Genomic DNA, 18,936 nt, shown 5'->3' on the forward strand with positions numbered 1-18,936 from the left:
TTCAGAAAGAAGGACATAACAGTGACCACACGCATCAAAGAAAAATTATTTAGGAAAAGAGAAACTTGGGAACAAAACTTATTTGTCTTATGGTTTGGGACTTTTATGGCAGGGATTGGGTTTAGCTTAGTCATGCCGTTTATGTCACTATACATAGATACGTTAGGTAACTATAGTACGTCGCAATTGAATTTTTGGAGTGGGTTGACCTTTTCTTCTACGTTTTTCGTCACCACATTGATTTCTCCTTGGTGGGGCAAATTAGCCGATCAGAAAGGCAGAAAATTGATGCTCTTGCGTGCTTCCTTAGGGATGGCTGTCGTTATTGCCTTGATGGGTTGTGTGACCAGTGTGTATCAACTCGTTGCACTGCGGTTGTTACAAGGGATCTTTTCTGGTTACATCAGTAATGCCACTGCCCTTGTCGCTACTGGTACGCCGAAAGAAAAAAGTGGTCAAGTCTTAGGAACATTGGCTACTGGTTCCGTCACAGGAACATTGCTTGGTCCTTTACTTGGGGGGATTTCAGCCTCAGCATTTGGTTATCGTCCAACTTTCTTCATCACAGGAATCATTTTATTTTTCGTCTTTTTATTAAGTCTTTTCTTTGTTCATGAAACATTTGTACCTATTAAAAAGGAAAATATGGCTTCTGCCAAACAAATATTCAAAGAATTGAAATATCCTCATGTCGTGATTGGTATGTTCGTCACAACAATGATTATTCAAGCTTCGAATAATTCTATTAGCCCAATCATTAGTTTATATATTCGTCAGTTACTAAATGGACATGGAAGTGTCACACTGATTAGTGGGATCATTGCTTCGATCCCAGGAATTGCCACATTGATCGCCGCTCCTCGTTTTGGTCGCTTAGGCGATAAAATCGGGAGTGAACGTATTTTAGCTATTGGCTTAGGATTTGCAATTTTAGTTTATATCCCAATGGCCTTTGTCACGAATGTCTGGGAACTGGCTGCGTTGCGTTTTTTGATCGGTATTTCAGATGCTTGTTTGCTTCCAGCTGTCCAAGCTTTGATCACCAAATATTCCCCACATCACGCCGCCGGTCGGATTTTTAGCTACAATCAATCCTTCCAAGCAACTGGGAATGTCGTTGGTCCAATGATTGGTTCGAGCGTTTCAAGCGTGTTTGGTTACCGAGGAGTCTTTCTTTCCACTTCTTTACTTGTTTTAGTGAACTTCTTACTAGTACGTCGTAACACACAAGAAATCCATGACAATGAGCTTGTTGACTCATCAGAAACATCCGATACACCTGTCCTTTCTTCAGACAAACACACACAACCTCATGGACATTGATCGCTTAATAATAGTCAATCTGAATAAACAAGAACTATCGTCATATTTAAGATTGAAGAGGCCCCCAAAAGTTAGATTTTTTAGTCTAGCTTTTGGGGGTCTCTTAAATTTCTCATACTTTGTTTTTTCCACATTCTTTTAGATATTCTGAAAGTAACGCTAACCCTTTTTCTAATGTTTCTTTCTTGCAACAATACCCTAAGCGCGCATGCTGAGGCACCCCATAGGCACTACCTGGGACCAGTAAGACACCAGTTTCTCTCAGAAGATCAATACAAAATTGCTCATCATCTTCTGTTATGTTCAAGCGAATGAATGACGTTGACACGTGATTCGGTAACACTAATTGGACATTTGGTTCATCAGCCAGCCATTTTTCAACGATGGCTAAATTCTCCGAAACGATTTTTTTATTTCGTGCAAGGATCTTTTCTTTATTCCTCAGTGCGTGAACCGCTAATGCATCTGACAAAACACCACCGCTAAGTACTAAATAGGTATGGTATTTTCTTAAACGCTCAATGATTTCTTGATTCGCTGCTACCCAGCCGATGCGTATACCAGGAACAGAATAAGTCTTTGACAATGAATTAGTCGTGATCCCCTTGTCATACAGATCCACGATTGAGACAAAATCTCCCCCTGCTAATGGGGCATACACCTCATCCATCAAAATATACGCATCGACTTTTTCGGCAATTTCGATAATTTCTTCCAATGTTTGGCGATCCAACAATGTACCTGTTGGATTATTGGCACTGTTTAAACAAATCATTTTAGTATTTGGTTGGATCACATCAACTAATTTCACACTATCAAAACGCCATTCCTCTTCTTCTGTGAGTGGTACGAAATCAACAGTTGCACCTAAAGATTTGGGTAAGTCATACAATTGCTGATAGGTTGGCAACATGGAGACCACATGATCTCCTGGTTCAATCAATCCATACAGCGCCAAAAGGTTCGCCCCAGTCGCCCCATTGGTTTGAATAATGTTTTCTGAAGAAAGCGATTGATACAAAGAAGCGACTTCTTTTTTGAAAGTTGCCGTCCCCTCGCTCCACCCATAATCCAACGACGTTTTACTCAAAGATTGAAAAAAATCAGTAACTGTCGTTCCGTCTAACCCAATCAGTTCTTCTAACGTCAGTGCTTCGATGGAACTTTGTGCAAGGTCATATACTGCTTCTTTTTCCCACTTATTCAACCATTCTTCCAGTCCAAAATGTGTGATTTCCATCTTTTTCGCTCCTTTTGCTTTCTTCAATATTTTTGATTCACTACTTTCTATTCATCGATACTCAAACAAACCAAGAAACACTCGTCGCTCCTAGATGCCATGTAAATGAGATAAACGGTCGGTTTCCGATTTTATTATACTCTCTTTTTAAAAATAACGCTTTCAAATAGATAGAACCGCCTGTTGAAAAAGTCGCCTGACACTGTTTTCTTCAGAAAAAATTATTAGACAAAAATCTGAAAACTCTTTGCTTCAAAAACCCCTTACTGATATTTCAGAAGACACTCTAGCAAAAAAAACCGAGGAATACCAAAAATAGGCGAAACTATTTTCGGATTCTTCGGCTTATTTCTCAGAACTAAACTTGTCTTAACTCTTTTCTTGTTCTTCTAACAAAAGAAAGTTGTTCAAAGAGCTGTTCGCAAGCAAGATTTACACATATTGCAAGACTTTTTCTTTATTGTAGGCATGATCAATCAAGCCACCACCAAGGCACTCCATTCCATCATAAAAGACGACAGCTTGACCTGGTGTGATCGCCCGTACAGGTTCATCAAAAATCACTTCGGCACGATCGCCTTCTAATAACCGAACCGTTACCGGCACATCTTGTTGGCGGTAGCGGAATTTAGCTGTACATTTAAATTCCTTTGGCATTGGTTCATTCGTTGTAAAATGGATTTCGCTCGCATCAAGGCTTGTTGCATATAAGGCAGGATGATGAAATCCTTGTCCTACATATAACGTATTCGTTGCAAGATCTTTTCCGACTACAAACCAAGGTTCTTGTGATGCACCGCCACCACCAATCCCTAGGCCTTGTCTTTGACCGATCGTGTAATACATCAATCCAGCATGTTGACCTTTGACTTCTCCATCAAGTGTCACCATATTTCCTTTTTTAGCTGGTAAATAATTACTTAAAAATTGTTTAAAATTCTTTTCGCCTATAAAACAAATCCCAGTGGAATCTTTCTTTTTAGCAGTTGCTAAACCTGCACGTTCCGCAATTTCACGTACTTGTGTTTTTTCCATACCACCTAGTGGGAACATTGTTTTCGCTAATTGTTCTTGTGACAATTGGCTTAAGAAATAAGTTTGATCTTTGTTGTTATCTACACCACGAAGCATATGTGCTACGCCATTTTCGTCACGCACTACTTGCGCATAATGCCCAGTCGCTACGTATTCAGCACCTAGATCCATCGCATAATCTAAAAATGCTTTAAATTTGATTTCTTTATTACACATCACATCTGGATTAGGTGTCCGTCCTGCTCGGTATTCAGCTAAGAAATATTCAAATACACGATCCCAATATTCTTTTTCAAAATTGACAGAATAATAAGGAATCCCGATTTGTGAAGCAACTTTCGCTACATCCTTATAATCTTCCGTAGCTGTACATACACCATTTTCATCCGTGTCATCCCAGTTTTTCATAAAGATCCCAATGACGTCGTAGCCTTGTTCCTTTAGTAAAAGTGCTGTTACAGATGAGTCGACACCGCCACTCATCCCAACGACAACACGTGTCTTGCTGTTGTCTTTCATGGTATCACCATCATTTCAATTAGATTTTCTGAAATCATCTACGAGTTGAAGGTCGCAACTTTTCAGTGCTTTACATTATACGATATATTCTTGAAAATTTCATCCCTTATTTATCAAAGTATCAGTATAGCCTTTTAATCACTTTTAAAAAAAGAAAATTGGAATCGTCTTTCTATCATTTGCTTTTGTTCAGTCGATTGATCATAGTTAAAGACTATCCACATGAAGAAAATAAGCGTAAGGAAAGAATATAAGTAGCAAACAAATAATTGAGGATTAATAGCACCATCTTTGTTAAAAGATATACCTGATACGTTAAATAAAATGATTTTTCTTCTTTTCAATTTGTATCATTTTTTTTCACCCCCCAAAAAAAAGCCAGCCCAAAATACAGATTAGGTTAAGGAAAATAATGATTCTTTTTAAGAATTTGGATTCAATTTTTGTGGATAAAAACAAGTTAACACCTCCGATGATCCAACAACTCATCATCACGAATATAAAAAAGACGTAATGATAGTTGTTGATACGTGGAATGAAGTACAAACTAGTCAAAAAAATCGGACTAAGTAACAAAAACGATGTTAGCATTGTAGCTTTTTTTAATTTTAATGATGGCATCTTTTTTCTCCTTTGAAATAAAAGTGATGTTTTTTGTTTATTTGTTTTGTAAAAAGTTAAGTAAATAACCTATAATTTCCATAAGTTGCATAAAATTGAAATATGTAAAAAATAGATAGTTGGTAAAAAGTAAGATCCCTCTTATTTTTTGATGGCTAACCTTGGTGGAGCAGTAGAGCCCAATTATTCCAGGTATAATCATACTCATGATTAAAAACAGTCCTTGGGGGCTATTTACTCCATAATAAAAATGCACACATACTAAGCTACTAATTGACCAAAACATAGACAAACATAGACAAACCTAGACATATTAAATAAAATTTTTTATTCACTTTTTTCCTCCTTTCATCCGCTATGACAATAAAGCCAAATCCAACCATAGATACAAATAAGATTAAGTATAATCACTAATCTTTTTAATCCTTGAGAAGCAATACTTTCAAAAAAAGCAAGCTCCCTCTACTCCATCTCCAACAAGCAACAATCGATCGCATAAGAAAATCAACGTTGTATCTTGTACAATAAGCATAATAAAACCAAGGAATATTCCTAAAAAATATAGCCTTCTATTAATAAATTGCTTAAAGTAGGTGGTGAAGAACTAATTACTACCTGTTAGCCAATTAATTTTTTGCTTTTTCCCCACTCCTAACTTATTCCTTATAGCCAAAAAATTTCGTTAATCAAAAGAACCACGTGAAAATAAGTAGCAAAGAAGTAACTAATGCCTACTAATGCGCACTTGATTTTTCCATCCTCGAGTTGTGCAACAAGAATAAGACCAACCATATTGCTTGTTCTTTTCTAACGACGGGCATAGCAATTAAAATAATACAAATGCCTAATAAACTTAACGAAACAATCATACAGGTTTTACTTTTTTCTAGAAACATTCATACATCTCCTTTTTTATCGTCTAGACTTTTTTCGTTTACATTTATTTTTCTCACTTTTTATACAAACAGTTGATCCATTTCAACCGTTTTCATTCGTCAATTTATCCTTATAAATCAAAAATTATGTAGAGCAGAAAGACCACGTGAAAATAAGTAGCAAAGAAGTAATTGATCCCTAATAAGAACCATCGCCAACGTGTCTGTCGGATCTTCATTGATAAGTAAATTCCTGTAATACCAAGAATAATCATCAATAATTCTAAAAATAACCCTTCGATATCTAAGTAAAAATCATAAATATGGTACAGCGTTAGGAAACAACTAGTCGATAGAATCATAGCAAGACATAGCCCTTTATGGTCAACTATTTTTTTCATCTTTTCTCCTTCAATAATTTTTAAAAATGCCAAACCGATTCAATTAAATCTTCGCCAAATATCAAACCAGTTATCAAGCCAGCTATACAGCCAATTATAGAGACTGATAAAATTTAGAAGGATCACTACTATTTTTAGATAATTAGATTTGATCTTGGTAGCAAAGAAAAGGCTAGCGCCACCTAATAACCAACACGTAATCCTCACTAACAATAGAAAATTAAGCTCATCTGTTTGGATATAGCCAACATAAGCAACACTAAAAGATAACGCTAATAAAACAAATGAAATGATGGTACAGGTTTTACTTTTTAATGGGATCATTTTCTTCTCTCCTTTTCATTCTTCAAACACATTTTTTAGTATTTTTAATAAGAATACTCATCTCTCCTAAACACTTGCCTTTGTCAAATACCTGATAGTTATAGACCAAAAATCCAAACGACGATATGGAAATAGGTTGCAAAAAAATAATTGATCCCTAAGAGAACCCACTTGACTTTTCTATTCTCGTTCTTGAGGTTCGCCGCAAGAATAAGACCAACCACCCCAGACAAACTTAGTAAAATCAAAAATCCAAGCGTACGCAAATAATCCCCAGAGGTAAGGTAACTGTAGTGGACCCTGATAAAAAAGCCAGCTGACAAGATCATTGGTAATCCTAAACAAATGATCGCTACTCGTTTCTGATCTTTTGTTTTCAGTAACCAGATAGATAGTAGCAAATAAACAATTAGCGCAATAAGCCAATCAAATCTTGCAATACTAACAAAGCCGATAAAAATAAATACGACTCCAAAAATACAAGCAAAATGAATGAAAGCTGCCCATCTTTTTAAAAGTTTTGAATGTACACCAGTAGAAAAAAGCAAACTGAGTCCACTGAGTAAACAACAAAGATAATAGATGAACACAAGACTGATCTCTATAAAAAGTCCGACTGACAAAGCCATTGGCAATCCCAAACAAATGATCGCCTCGCGTTTCTGATCCTTTTTTTTCAGTAGCCAAATTGTTAGTAGCAAATAGGCAATTAAATCATATCTTTGAATGCCAATAAAACCGATAAAAATATATAAAACCCAATAAAGACAGCCAAAATGAACGATAGCTGTCCATTTTTTTAAAGGGGTGGCATACACTCCGGTAGAAAACAACAAACTAAGTCCACTGAGTAAAAAGCAAAGACAATAGATTAACACTAAACTTACTTCTGAAAGATTGTGAAAAGATTTCACAATTATCCCAACAGAGCCCCTCATTACTAATAATGTACCTAGAAAAATGCTACAGACGAAGAAAATCATGGAATACTTCGTACAGGTCTTACTTGTTAGCGACAACATCCACACTACTCCTTTCTAACAAAAAACCTTTTTATATTCTAGCAAGCCACTTCCCTTTCCAGTACTCGATATGTATGTAAGACGTCTCACTGAAGAAAGATGTAGATATGGTAATAAGTTGCAAATAAATAATTAATACCCAAAAGTATCCACTTGGCTTTTCCCTTATCGAGTTGCGTTGAAAGAATCAGACCACTTAAACCTGATAAATGAAGAATGACTATGTATCCAATGGTGTCCCATGACCATTCCCCTCCATAAAGGATTAGTTCGTAATTGAGCTTGATAAAAAAGCCAATTGAAATAATCATCGGTATCCCGAAGAAAGTGATCGCTAGCCATTTCTGCTTGCTTGCTGTCAGTAAAACGATAGCTAGGAACAAATAAAGAACGATTAAAAAAAGTACATGGAAAAGAAAAGCAAAAATAAAGAGAGAAAACCAATAAACACTACTAAAATGAATAATCGCCGCTGTCCGTTTTAAAATTTTTGAATGCGTACCTGTAGAAAAAATCAAACTGAGACCACTGAGCAAACAGCTAAGATAATAGAAAATCATCAGACTTCCTTCTGGAAGATCACTTAACGGAATAAATCCATTAACTTTACCAAGCAAACCAACAATCATCAACATCATTAAGAAAAAACTACCGATTAAGAAATTTCTTGAAACCTTTATACACGTTTTACTGTCTAGCGATAGCATTTGTACCACTCCTTTTTTATTTTCCTAACTAATTTTTTAAAAATGTAGCAAAAAATGGACCGATCAATCCTGACACCATGATAAGAAAGAACGGAACCAAAGTTTTAAGAACAAGATAATACATGTAAAGCGCTATCACACACCCAAGAGACACTGACATGGATAGCACCAAACCAACTAGATAAGCCTTCATTCTCATCTTCTCCTTTTATATTAATGAACAAAGTAAAATAGAATTATCATAATCTGTGAAAAAAACATTTATTAAAAAAACTACCCTTTTACCATTTTTTCTAGAAATAATCGATTACAAAATCTAGATTCAGCAAAAAGGTTAAACTTATTTGTTTAAAAAATGTTATCTTAAATTAAATAAAACCTAAAATTTAATAACAAATAATCATTATACACATTAACTAGGTTACACTTTTTTTATTACCTCCTTCTATAAAACCCTAAATAAAAGCTAAAAAAACAACAAAAATACTCTGTATTTATCATAAAAACAAAATAACAACGCTTACAATCTTATTTTAATTTATTCCATTCTAGCTGTTATGTCTTCGTATTTCACGTCAATAAAAAACAAAAATAACAAGTGTTTATAGATGCTAGATTATTTTTCATATGTTATTATTTTATCATAAAAATTAGGAGGAATACCCGTGAAATTTAAATTATTTTTTATTGTCACCTTTTTATGGACACTTTTGTTTGCTGTTCCTGTCACCGACGCCCATGGCGATACCACAACTGATGAACAACTGACTGAATACTATGATTTTTTCAAAAATGAATACGCTTCCTTTGATCAAACCTTTGAAGAATTCACCGCTAATTATTATCAGCAAACCACCTTGAAAGATACCTTGTCAGACGAAGACCAATTAAAAGAGTATCTGCAATCCGTCAACGACCAATATTTACCAGCAGAAGCAGAACGTTTAGCGAAAATTGCTCCGTTGTGGTCCTTTAATATCGGCAATTCATTAGACAATATTACTTTTGAAGAAAAGCCAACTTACGGAACCTATGATTTATTGAATACCGTGCAACCAGGGGACATTATTTTTGAGAAAAATCGGGCTGAAGTCCCAGCAACTCCCTACTTTCTTCATCATGTGATGATTGTCGAAGGAATTTATGAAGAAACCCATATGATTAATGGGAAAGCAGAAACTTCCCGATATATTAGAACTATCGAAGCGACTAGTAAAAGTGATGATCTTCCAGATAAGGCAGGTAGAGTGGTCTATGGAGTATTAGATGATCAACGATTTGATTATACTGAAGCAACAATTTTACGAGTCCCGGAAGCTACTGCTTTGCAAAAAAATGCAGCCATTCAATTTATGCGCAGTCAATTAGGCAAGCCTTATCATATATCAATAGATTTTCTTCAACATAAGAATCGTTTATCTTCCAGAGAAAATTGGTATTGTTCCACACTTGTTTGGGCTGCTTACATGAATGCGACCCCAGATGGTAGAATTGATGATAGAACCCCAGAATATTATCCTAATTTTCAAGGGATTGATTTAGAAACTGATGATTTACTTAATGAACCTGGTGTAACACCAAATGATATCTTACGTTCGGATAAAGTTGAAAAAACCAGCCCTTCCTTTGTAGATTATCAATATTACTTGCAAAATGTTATTAGCTCACCAATCGGAGGACCCGATGAAAAAGTAGCCGACTTTACTTTCAGATCCAATTCAAATATATACAACCTAAGAAATGACTATTACTTCATCGCCATCGACCAAAACACCCAGAAACCTTACCGAAGCACGGAATTAACTTTAGGTCGTAATGTTTTTGGGAAAGTGGTGGCGCAATTAAATGCTTTTGCCAACTTCCAGTTAACTAAAGAAGCCGAACAAAAATATGCAGATCCCAAAATCCCGGTGATTCCAAAAATGATTGCGACCGAAGACATCCCAAACTATGTGATGAACTGGATCAATACCTACACACACTGTTCCTTCGAGATCGTCTATTCTTCAGATATCACGACTGATTTCAATCACTTAAGTTACAATCCGAGTTATACGAAGATCGATAAAAAAGCCCACCCAATCAAAGGGTATCAAGTCAATCAAATCATTCATACGCCACCGGCTTTTACTCAACAATGATTTGATTATACGGAGAACTTGTCGATCTATGAACTATATAACTTGAGCAACCCCAATCCTTTAAATGCCGATGTTGCTCATAATAAAATGGCGGGTGGCTGGTATTATTTCTACAATCATTTTTACGCCTTAGTTAAACTAGAAAATGGCACCTATCGTTATGCGACGTATTTGCGATTCCATGGTTCTTTTTCAACCGCCGTCGCTTACCGAAATGGCTACGGTCTGAATTATGATTACCATATGACCGCAGAAGCTAAAGAAAAATATGGCAAATATTACAACAATATCATCAAGAACCAAACTGTTGATTACGGGATCGATTGGTTGAATCAACATACGACAGAAAAAACTTTGATTGTTTATTCAAAAGATATCGCGCAAGACGTGAGCAAACTAAATCAAGGTACCGCCACAGTCGCTAAAGGGTATAATGACAATGGTCAATATGTCTATTGCATTTTATAAGGACTAGACTGAATAAAAAAATCACTATCCATCATATGATTAAAAATCCTCTTAAGTTCGCTTTAACAGCGAACTTAAGAGGATTATTTTTTCTAGACTAGCAGAAATGTTTTACGTCCTTATTTTTGTTGAAGACGTGCTAATTCTTGTTGTTTGGCTTCGTAAATTTCTTCAATGTCATCTTCTGATAACGGTGTGCCAAAGGGTTGTTGCACTTTCAACAGTTCTCTTTCTGGCGCATCTACACCGACATTCACATCATTACCGATCGGTACACTATAATGATGGATATGTCCATGAAGATTACGGATACTATCGTTTGATCCCAGCAACATTGGATAATGAGTCAAATAGTATTGCTGATGATTGAATTTGATGATAGTTCCGACATCATAAAAATAAAACTTTTTTGAACCAACCTTGTTTCCTGGATCATGTTTTTCTAAATACCTGAAAAAAGCACGGCTGTCATGGTTCCCCTTGATCAAATGGATTGTCCCATTGAGTTGTTGCACCAACTCCAGTATGTCTTGGCTACCTTTTTCATATTGTGGGTGCATCGCCAGATCGCCTAAGTGATACACATGATCGGTTTCTTTGACAACTTTATTCCAGCTATTGATTAGTTGCTGATTCATTTCTTCCACACTAGCAAATAAACGAGGGGCAAAATCATTTTTGCCTAATAAGTTTTTATGAAAAAAGTGCATATCACTAATAAAAAAATTCATATTGACCCCTTCTTACGTCTTTTTCTTTTAGAATAAACAACATCAAAGAATTAAACAAATGTTAGCTCTTTTTCTAGCAAAAGTGATTGTCTGTTTAACTAAAAAGCGGTTATTCATTGTTCTCATTGCCTATTGTGTACAATGCTAGAAAAAAGTAATCACAAGTAAATCATGGTAAACTTAAGGAAAAACAGGAGGTATTGATTATGCCTATCAGCTTTCATACTACTCTGACTCCTTCAGCAATCGAGATTACGTTACCAAATGAACATGGGAAGATGACTATCACAAAAGAAAAACCAGCTCTACCTGATCATTCACTTTATCTATTTTTCAAAAACAAACAATGTATCGCAATCGGTCAAACCGTGGTACCTAAAAGTTGGGATCACATCGTATTGGTTCAACTTCCTTGGGATCTTGAAGCCAGTCATCTAAGCTACCTACTTCAAAAACAGGCAGAATCAACGGGATTGACAGTAGAAATCGATGATTCCGCAAAAGAAACGATCCCTCAAGTACAAGTCAAAAAGTTAGCGGAACCAGTCGAAGAAATCACAAAAATCTTGGCAGTATTTGGTTACTCTTTAGAAAAAAGCAGTCCTCAAAAGAAAAAGCCGGCAAAAGCAAGACATCGTTGGACAAAGGAAGTTAGTGAGATCCCTTTTACCGTTAATTTTAGAAACAGTCAGGCAACGCTTTATTGGATCAGTCGAAATGAATTATTGATCAAAAAGGGGGCTATACTATTAGCGGAAGCTCCTTTAAATAAAGACGGTTCCGTCAGTTATGCGGCAAAATATGGGGATAAATTACGTGATGATTATAAAGATAGCATTGTAGGAAATAAAACGAGCAAAGATATTATCGTCAAAAGCGTCAATGAAGCAAGTCTGTTACTCTACTTCGGTGGAACAAACAGCTGGTTAGAAATCATTGATGAAAATGGTAAATCCTTAGATGAGTGGACAAAAGTAGAATAGAGTAATGGTTATTCTCTAGCGATTGTCCCGTTTCAATAGATAGTAAAAAAGCAAAGAAATCAGCTTTACTAGCTGTTCTCTTTGCTTTTTTTACTGGCAACAATGATAGATACGTTCGACTTCCTTAGACTTTTTCAAATAATCCTCGGCTGATCATACCATCCATCAAAAAATAAAATTTATCTTGACTCATTTTTTGCCGGTCGTCTTTAAAAATATTGACTGCTTTCAATCCGTTAGCTGTCGTAATAGACATTTTTAGTGTTTGGATATCCTTTGAAACAGTGATTTTTAGTTTAAACCCTTCTTTGCTTTGTGGGGTTGCATCTAGCGGACGAATCAACTGATAGTTGCCGCCATTTGTTTCGGTAAACCCATTGTCTCTCAAAGTGTAACGTTTTGCATCTGGATGTAAACGATAACTTGTTTTTGCTCCTAAAACTGTGGCTGTTTTTTCAAATGCCATGATTTTCACCTCGGTAAATTGATTTCTACTTTTATTATAAAAGTTTCTTGCATCATTTACTAGGTTTTTTCCAACTTAGATTGATTGGATCAATACATCAAGAAAACGTTGGACTTCTTCTTTGGTATTGCCGTAACCAAAACTGATTCGTATGGATTCTTTAAGGATTGGTGTCTCTTCCCCATACATTGCCTCCAGCACATGCGAAGGTTCGATATTACCAGCTGTACATGCTGACCCAGTAGATATCGCAATCCCATTAAGATCCAACTTCATCAAAAGTAAGTCATTCGCAACACCAGGTAATCGAAGGTTTAACACATGTGGTAATTTGTTGTTTAAATCACCATTGACTTGATAAGAAATTCCTTCTTTTTCCAAGGTATTCAAAATCAACTCTTGGAATCCAGCATATTTTTCACTTCGAGCTTCACGTTCTTCAGCGGTTAGAAGCTTGACCGCTTGCGCCATTCCCCAGATACCTGCGAGATTTTCAGTACCTGCTCGCCGCTTCTCTTCCTGTTCTCCACCTAAAAGTAGTGAAGGAATATTTATGCCATCTTTTTTATATAAAAATCCTACGCCTTTTGGTCCATTGATTTTATGGGCAGAGATGCTAAGTAAATCAACACCTAACTCCCTTGGATGAATCGTCTGATTCCCATAAGCTTGAACCGCATCGGTATGAAAATAAGCAGGGTGTTCCCGCAACCGTTCGCCGATTTCTTTGATTGGCATCAAATTCCCGATTTCATTATTCCCAAACATGATCGAGACTAAAATCGTTTCATCACTTAATGCTTCATCAAAGTCAGTTAGTGAGATATTGCCTTTTTCATCTACTGGTAAATACGTGACTTCAAAGCCTTGTGTTTCCAGATATTTCATTGTATTCAAGACAGCAGGATGTTCGATAGCGGTAGTGATCAAATGATTCCCGTCTTTTTTTCGTGAAAAAGCCGTTTCAAGGATCGCTGTATTATCGCCTTCTGTCCCTCCACTATTAAAAATGATTTCATGATCATTGACTTGTAAACTATCAGCAATAAGTTGTCTTGCTGTTTCTAACTTTTCATGGGCAATTCGGCCGAAGCCATGGATACTCGAAGGATTCCCAAAGGTTTCTTGCATCATTGTGGTCATTTCTTGAATGACGTAGGGATGCATGGGCGTCGTCGCTGCATGATCCAAATAGATTTTTTCCAACTTCTTTCATCCCTTCCAAATAGAACTAGGCACATTCTAGCATAAAATAAGCAAGTTACCAAAGAAACAATCACTAAACCAGGATAGTTTCCCAACTTTTAGAAAAAAATTCGTTCGACAATTCGTGCTACCACGATTGTCGAACGAATTTTATTTCATCACTTAACAAAAAATGATTAATCAAATACTTTTTCTTCTAGACGGAACAATGGACTCATTGGTGTATTTTCATGAATTCGTTTAACCGCTTCTCCCATCAGCTCTGAACAAGTAACAATCGTTAAATTGTTAGGATGACGTTCTTCTTGAGTAAATACAGAATCAGTGATGCAGATATCTTTAATCGGTGCATCATCTAAAATTTGTTTTGCAGGAACAGACAACAAGCCGTGTGAAGCACAAGCATAAACCTCTTTTGCTCCGTTTTCTTTCAAAACATTAGCAGCTCGAGCAAGCGTTGCACCAGTATTCAAGATGTCATCGACCATGATACATGTTTTTCCTTGGACATCACCAATCACATATCCACTATTTTCATCTGCATCATCGGCGTGATCCACGATCGCCAATGTACTATTCAAATATTCAGAAAGACTTCTTGCACGTTGGACACCACTATTTTTTGGTGAAACGACAACAATATCGTCACCTGTTAAACCAAGTTCTCGGTAATAGTGAGCAAACAATGGCATTGTGAATAAGTTATCTACAGGGATATCAAAGAATCCTTGGACTTGAACTGTATGCAAATCCAATGTCAGCACACGAGTTGCGCCAGCTTCTTGGATCAAATTAGCAATCAATTTAGCTGTGATCGGTTCATGTGGTTTTGCTGTACGGTCTTGTCTGGCATAACCGTAATAAGGTAACACAACATTGATCGTTTTTGCACTGGCACGTTTCATCGCATCGATCATGATCAATAATTCCATATAATAATCATTAACTGGCTGATTGGTTGATTGCACGATATAAACATGATCCCCACGAATACTTTCTTCGATATTGATCGAGATCTCTCCATCACTAAATTGTTTTACGACACTTTTTCCTAGCTCCGTTCCAAACACCTTGGCAATTTTTTCTGCCAGTGGTCGATTTCCATTCAAGCTAAAGATTTTCAATGTGTCATCCTGATACTTTTTACTCATGTTGTCCTCCCTAATTGTTCTCTCTTCTTCGATAGTTTAACATATTTTTTCCAGTTTTTCTGGTAATTTCTGTAAATAATTTTTAAGGCAGCGAAACAGTTCCATTACACCAACTAGCAGGAATCAATTGATCCGTGTTGCCCCAGTTGTCATGAACTTTGTAAAAGCGTTCTCCAGAAGAGGATTGATAATATGCATATGCAGTGACCCAATGATTGCCATAGGTGCTCCCTAATACTTTCAACACCCCTAAGATCACAGGTTTTCCTTGGCGAATCCGTTTAGTCGCTCGCTGCCAAGAACCAAGCATCGTACTTCTAGCAGACACTCGATTTCCTGTATGTTTTAAAAACTTCGTGATACCATGACTGACTTGACCGGGAACCGTCGGAAGTCCTAGCGGCTGGATCGCTTGGCGTAATGCTTCACTTAGTTGCACATGGTCTTTCGTTCCTTTTTCACGTAACGTTGGAGAGAAAAACAATTCGTTTTGAAAATCTTGGTAATAAGCAATAAGGACAGTTGCAGCATAGGTCCCACAAAGATAGCCAGACGGTGTCCGCCAATTTTTATAGTTTAAAAACCGTTGTTCAGGCAATCCCACCCAACAATCCAAAAGTTCTTGTCCGTTTTCCTTTGGCGCAATCAAAGCTTTTTCACGATCATCTGCAAGCCAACGAGAAATATTGGTGACTTCTGCTTCAGTCATCGGTACGAGTTGATAAGCTTTTCTTGCATCTGGGTAGGAGTGGCTCGCAGGACCGTATTCTATTGGTTGTTTGTTTTGATCTAAGATGACATAACTACCATCTTCAAAAATTAAAGCGTAACCCTTTTCTTCATCCTTCATCGCCAACTGTTCCACAGCGCTTAACCGTTTCTTGATACCATCGAGATTCCATTCGATTGATTGTTCAAATACAGTTTTCAAGAACGAATCACCTCCGTCTTTTTTATTATAAGTGAAATAAGGAGAAAAACAAATCAGATAGACTAGTTCTGCTGTGACTACGGCAAGACCCCACAAGTGCTTCTTTCCTCTTTCTATTTGTTTATTCGCTGTTTTTATATGATAATAGGAACATTAGATAAAAAGGAGCGATAACCGAATGAACAAAGAACTTATAAAGCAAGACTTTTTTGAAGCTGTGAATGAAGAATGGCTAAAAACAGCCAAGATCCCCGCTGATAAACCAGCCACTGGCGGTTTCCAGGACTTAGTTGACGGTATCGATGATCTTTTGATGACAGACATTGATCATATGCTGGCTGAACCTGATAAAGTCCAATCAGATATGATGCGTCACTTTCTTCATTTTTATCAATTAGCTAATGATTATGATCGAAGAAATCAGTTAGCTGCTAAACCATTGCTTCCTTTAATTGAACGAATTGAAAAAATCGATTCTTTTGAAGACTTGAACCAACAATTTCCTACTTGGACATTGGATAGTTTACCTTTACCGTTTAGCTTAGATGTCGATGCGGATATGAAAAATGCACAAACAAACGCATTATTTGCTTATCCCCCTTCATTATTTTTACCTGACAAAACTTACTATACTGCAGAACATCCAAATGGTGCGCAACTATTAGGCGTTTTCTTTGATATGATGGTCCAACTCGTTGAATTAACCGGAAAAGAAAAAAGCCAAGCAGAGGCAATCGTTGAACAAGCTATCCAATTTGATCGATTGGTTGCGCCTCATGTTAAAAGTGCGGAAGAAAAAGCGGATTACAGCAAAATGTACAATCCCCGGTCATTTGACACCTTCATCCACTATACCGATAAACTGGATCTAGAAAAGTTGACAGTGGGATTGATTGGTACCACACCGGATAAAGTAATCGTGACGGATCCTGTTTATTTTGAACAGTTAGGCGAACTACTAACCACAGAACATTTTCAATTGATCAAAAGCTGGATGATCGTCCGAACGATTCGTTCGTTGAGTAGCTATCTATCAGAAGACTTTAGACAAATCAGCGGAATCTTCTCACGGACACTCTCAGGCACAGATGAAGCCATGCCGCAGAAAAAAGCTGCCTATTACTTAGCTTCAGGTCAATTTGACCAAGTCGTTGGCGATTATTATGGCAAAAAATACTTTGGTGAAGCGGCCAAAAAAGATGTTGAGCATATGATCGAAAAAATGATCTCTGTCTATAAAGATCGTTTAGAAAAAAACAACTGGTTAAGCGATACTACTCGAAAAAAAGCGATCATCAAATTAGATAAACTAGGAGTTCAGGTCGGCTATCCAGACCAAATCCCTGCTTTATATACGAAGTACCACACAGTGACACAAGAAGAAGGCGGAACCCTGCTTTCCAACGCTTTAGCCTTCAGCAAAATCGAATTGAAAGAACGTTTTGGTCGCTGGAATCAACCTGTTGATCGGACGGAATGGGAAATGAGCGCTGATACAGTCAACGCCTATTACCACCCTTTCAGAAATGTCATTGTTTTTCCAGCTGCTATTTTACAAGCACCATTTTACAGTTTAGAACAATCAAGTTCAGCAAACTACGGTGGGATCGGCGCTGTCATCGCCCATGAAATCTCTCATGCCTTCGATAATAATGGTGCCTTATTCGATGAATATGGTAATTTAAATAACTGGTGGACGGAAGAAGATCTAGCGCACTTCCAAGAAAAAGCCCAAGCAATGATCGAAGAATTTGATGGCTTATCATTTGCTGATGGTACTGTTAATGGTAAGCTTACTGTTTCAGAAAATATCGCAGATGCGGGCGGTCTAAGTTGTGCTTTAGAAGCAGCAAAAACCGAAGCAGATCACTCACTAGCAGACTTTTTCGTCAGCTGGGCGACGATTTGGCGGACAAAAGCAAAAAAAGAATACCAACAATTGTTGTTACAAATCGACGTTCATGCCCCTGCTAAATTACGTGCCAATATCCAACCCCAAAACTTGATGGAATTTTATGAAACATTTGCGATCACTGAAAAAGACGCGATGTATCTTCCACCTGAAAAACGAGTGCATATCTGGTAATACAGTTAAAAAACGCTCCAATGGCAATAAGAAAATTTTTTGAAACAACCTCTCATATAAAAAAATTGACTTATTTCAAGGAGCGGTTGTTTGAACACTATTTTCTCTTTACGAGGGACTGAGACAAAAGTTGTCTCAGTCTTTTCTAGTATCTCTAAAAGCGAATAAACGGCGTTCAAGAAGCAACTCCTCAACAATAAGCGATGATTTTCTAAAATATGAGGAGCTATTTTAAAAAATCCTCTCTTATTCGCTCGGAGCTAAACGCTTCTTTCACAGCCTCTTGCTAAACGGTGTTCAAAGAGCTGACCTTCGGCGATAAGTCAAAAAATCTCAAAACATGGGAAGCTGTTTCGAGATTTCCATCCTTAATGCTCCTGCGATTACTCGTCGTAGTTTTTACTTGGTGAGCGCTCAGGTCAAAACACTCTTTTCACGACCTCTTGTTCACGGTGAGACAAAAGTAGCATCTTCGGAAAATTTGCCGAAATTTACCAAAAATTTGAGAAGCACCAAGTAGGTAACAATCAACATCAAAAACGAGTTTTTGTGTTTCTTGTCAATTTTCGGAAATTCCTTCTTATTTCTTGATGCTGAACACTTTTTTCTCAACCTCTCTTAATATTATCCTTTACTTTTCTACCAAGCTCATTTTGACTACCCACAAACCAACTCCACTTAATAAAGAAAAATAAATTCTTCCATC

General features: G+C 36.9%; 16 protein-coding genes. 5 read left to right on the forward strand and 11 right to left on the reverse strand.

The window, feature by feature from the left end; genetic code table 11:
- Positions 1–21: 21 nt before the first annotated feature.
- Positions 22–1,323 (forward strand): multidrug efflux MFS transporter, encoded by a 1,302-nt coding sequence (locus AB3I42_RS08110; RefSeq protein ID WP_010737145.1) that lies wholly within the window; start codon positions 22–24, stop codon positions 1,321–1,323.
- 112 nt (positions 1,324–1,435) lie between these two features.
- Here the strand turns inward: AB3I42_RS08110 and AB3I42_RS08115 are convergent, their stop codons facing one another.
- The 6 genes from AB3I42_RS08115 to AB3I42_RS08140 all read right to left on the reverse strand — a co-directional run bounded on the left by AB3I42_RS08115 (position 1,436) and on the right by AB3I42_RS08140 (position 8,067).
- Positions 1,436–2,563 (reverse strand): aminotransferase, encoded by a 1,128-nt coding sequence (locus tag AB3I42_RS08115; protein ID WP_010737144.1) that lies wholly within the window; start codon positions 2,561–2,563, stop codon positions 1,436–1,438.
- A gap of 432 nt (positions 2,564–2,995) precedes the next feature.
- On the reverse strand, positions 2,996–4,117 hold the full coding sequence (mnmA, locus tag AB3I42_RS08120) for a tRNA 2-thiouridine(34) synthase MnmA (RefSeq protein WP_010720804.1): 1,122 nt from the start codon (positions 4,115–4,117) through the stop codon (positions 2,996–2,998).
- Positions 4,118–5,744: 1,627 nt separating this feature from the next.
- Positions 5,745–6,014 carry a hypothetical protein gene (locus AB3I42_RS08125; RefSeq protein WP_010737141.1) on the reverse strand — a complete coding sequence of 90 codons (270 nt, stop codon included), beginning with the start codon at positions 6,012–6,014 and terminating at the stop codon, positions 5,745–5,747.
- Positions 6,015–6,053: 39 nt separating this feature from the next.
- Positions 6,054–6,338: a hypothetical protein gene (locus tag AB3I42_RS08130; protein ID WP_010720808.1), complete on the reverse strand. Its 285-nt coding sequence runs from the start codon at positions 6,336–6,338 to the stop codon at positions 6,054–6,056.
- 98 nt (positions 6,339–6,436) lie between these two features.
- The gene (locus AB3I42_RS08135) at positions 6,437–7,216 is read right to left on the reverse strand and encodes a hypothetical protein (protein ID WP_080292488.1); all 780 of its coding nucleotides are present in this window, start codon (positions 7,214–7,216) and stop codon (positions 6,437–6,439) included.
- Positions 7,217–7,446: 230 nt separating this feature from the next.
- Positions 7,447–8,067, reverse strand: a complete 621-nt coding sequence (locus tag AB3I42_RS08140) for a hypothetical protein (RefSeq protein WP_010737139.1) — start codon at positions 8,065–8,067, stop codon at positions 7,447–7,449.
- Between the two features lie 665 nt (positions 8,068–8,732).
- Here AB3I42_RS08140 and AB3I42_RS08145 point away from each other — a divergent pair.
- Complete coding sequence (locus tag AB3I42_RS08145; protein ID WP_368022424.1) at positions 8,733–10,208, forward strand: YiiX/YebB-like N1pC/P60 family cysteine hydrolase; 1,476 nt, start codon at positions 8,733–8,735, stop codon at positions 10,206–10,208.
- Between the two features lie 18 nt (positions 10,209–10,226).
- Positions 10,227–10,676 carry a hypothetical protein gene (locus tag AB3I42_RS08150; protein ID WP_368016664.1) on the forward strand — a complete coding sequence of 150 codons (450 nt, stop codon included), beginning with the start codon at positions 10,227–10,229 and terminating at the stop codon, positions 10,674–10,676.
- Positions 10,677–10,795: 119 nt separating this feature from the next.
- Here AB3I42_RS08150 and AB3I42_RS08155 read toward each other — a convergent pair whose 3' ends face one another.
- Positions 10,796–11,407, reverse strand: coding sequence for a metallophosphoesterase (locus AB3I42_RS08155; RefSeq protein WP_034867759.1), 612 nt, complete (start codon positions 11,405–11,407; stop codon positions 10,796–10,798).
- A gap of 206 nt (positions 11,408–11,613) precedes the next feature.
- Between AB3I42_RS08155 and AB3I42_RS08160 the strand changes: the two genes are divergently transcribed.
- Positions 11,614–12,390, forward strand: a complete 777-nt coding sequence (locus tag AB3I42_RS08160) for a hypothetical protein (protein ID WP_131773379.1) — start codon at positions 11,614–11,616, stop codon at positions 12,388–12,390.
- A 124-nt stretch (positions 12,391–12,514) separates the two neighbouring features.
- Here AB3I42_RS08160 and AB3I42_RS08165 read toward each other — a convergent pair whose 3' ends face one another.
- The 4 genes from AB3I42_RS08165 to AB3I42_RS08180 all read right to left on the reverse strand — a co-directional run bounded on the left by AB3I42_RS08165 (position 12,515) and on the right by AB3I42_RS08180 (position 16,144).
- A complete protein-coding gene (locus AB3I42_RS08165; protein ID WP_010720816.1) occupies positions 12,515–12,856 on the reverse strand; it encodes a DUF1831 domain-containing protein in 342 nt (113 codons plus the stop codon).
- Positions 12,857–12,931: 75 nt separating this feature from the next.
- Positions 12,932–14,062, reverse strand: coding sequence for a cysteine desulfurase family protein (locus tag AB3I42_RS08170; RefSeq protein ID WP_010737135.1), 1,131 nt, complete (start codon positions 14,060–14,062; stop codon positions 12,932–12,934).
- A gap of 176 nt (positions 14,063–14,238) precedes the next feature.
- The gene (locus tag AB3I42_RS08175; RefSeq protein ID WP_010720818.1) at positions 14,239–15,213 is read right to left on the reverse strand and encodes a ribose-phosphate diphosphokinase; all 975 of its coding nucleotides are present in this window, start codon (positions 15,211–15,213) and stop codon (positions 14,239–14,241) included.
- 82 nt (positions 15,214–15,295) lie between these two features.
- Positions 15,296–16,144, reverse strand: a complete 849-nt coding sequence (locus tag AB3I42_RS08180) for a dihydrolipoamide dehydrogenase (RefSeq protein ID WP_025480464.1) — start codon at positions 16,142–16,144, stop codon at positions 15,296–15,298.
- A gap of 178 nt (positions 16,145–16,322) precedes the next feature.
- On the opposite strand from AB3I42_RS08180, the gene AB3I42_RS08185 reads away from it, so the two are divergent.
- Complete coding sequence (locus AB3I42_RS08185; protein ID WP_010737133.1) at positions 16,323–18,230, forward strand: M13 family metallopeptidase; 1,908 nt, start codon at positions 16,323–16,325, stop codon at positions 18,228–18,230.
- Positions 18,231–18,936 lie beyond the last annotated feature (706 nt).

Origin of the sequence: Enterococcus sp. C53 (assembly GCF_040887425.1) — a bacterium.
Lineage (GTDB): Bacteria > Bacillota > Bacilli > Lactobacillales > Enterococcaceae > Enterococcus_B > Enterococcus_B hirae.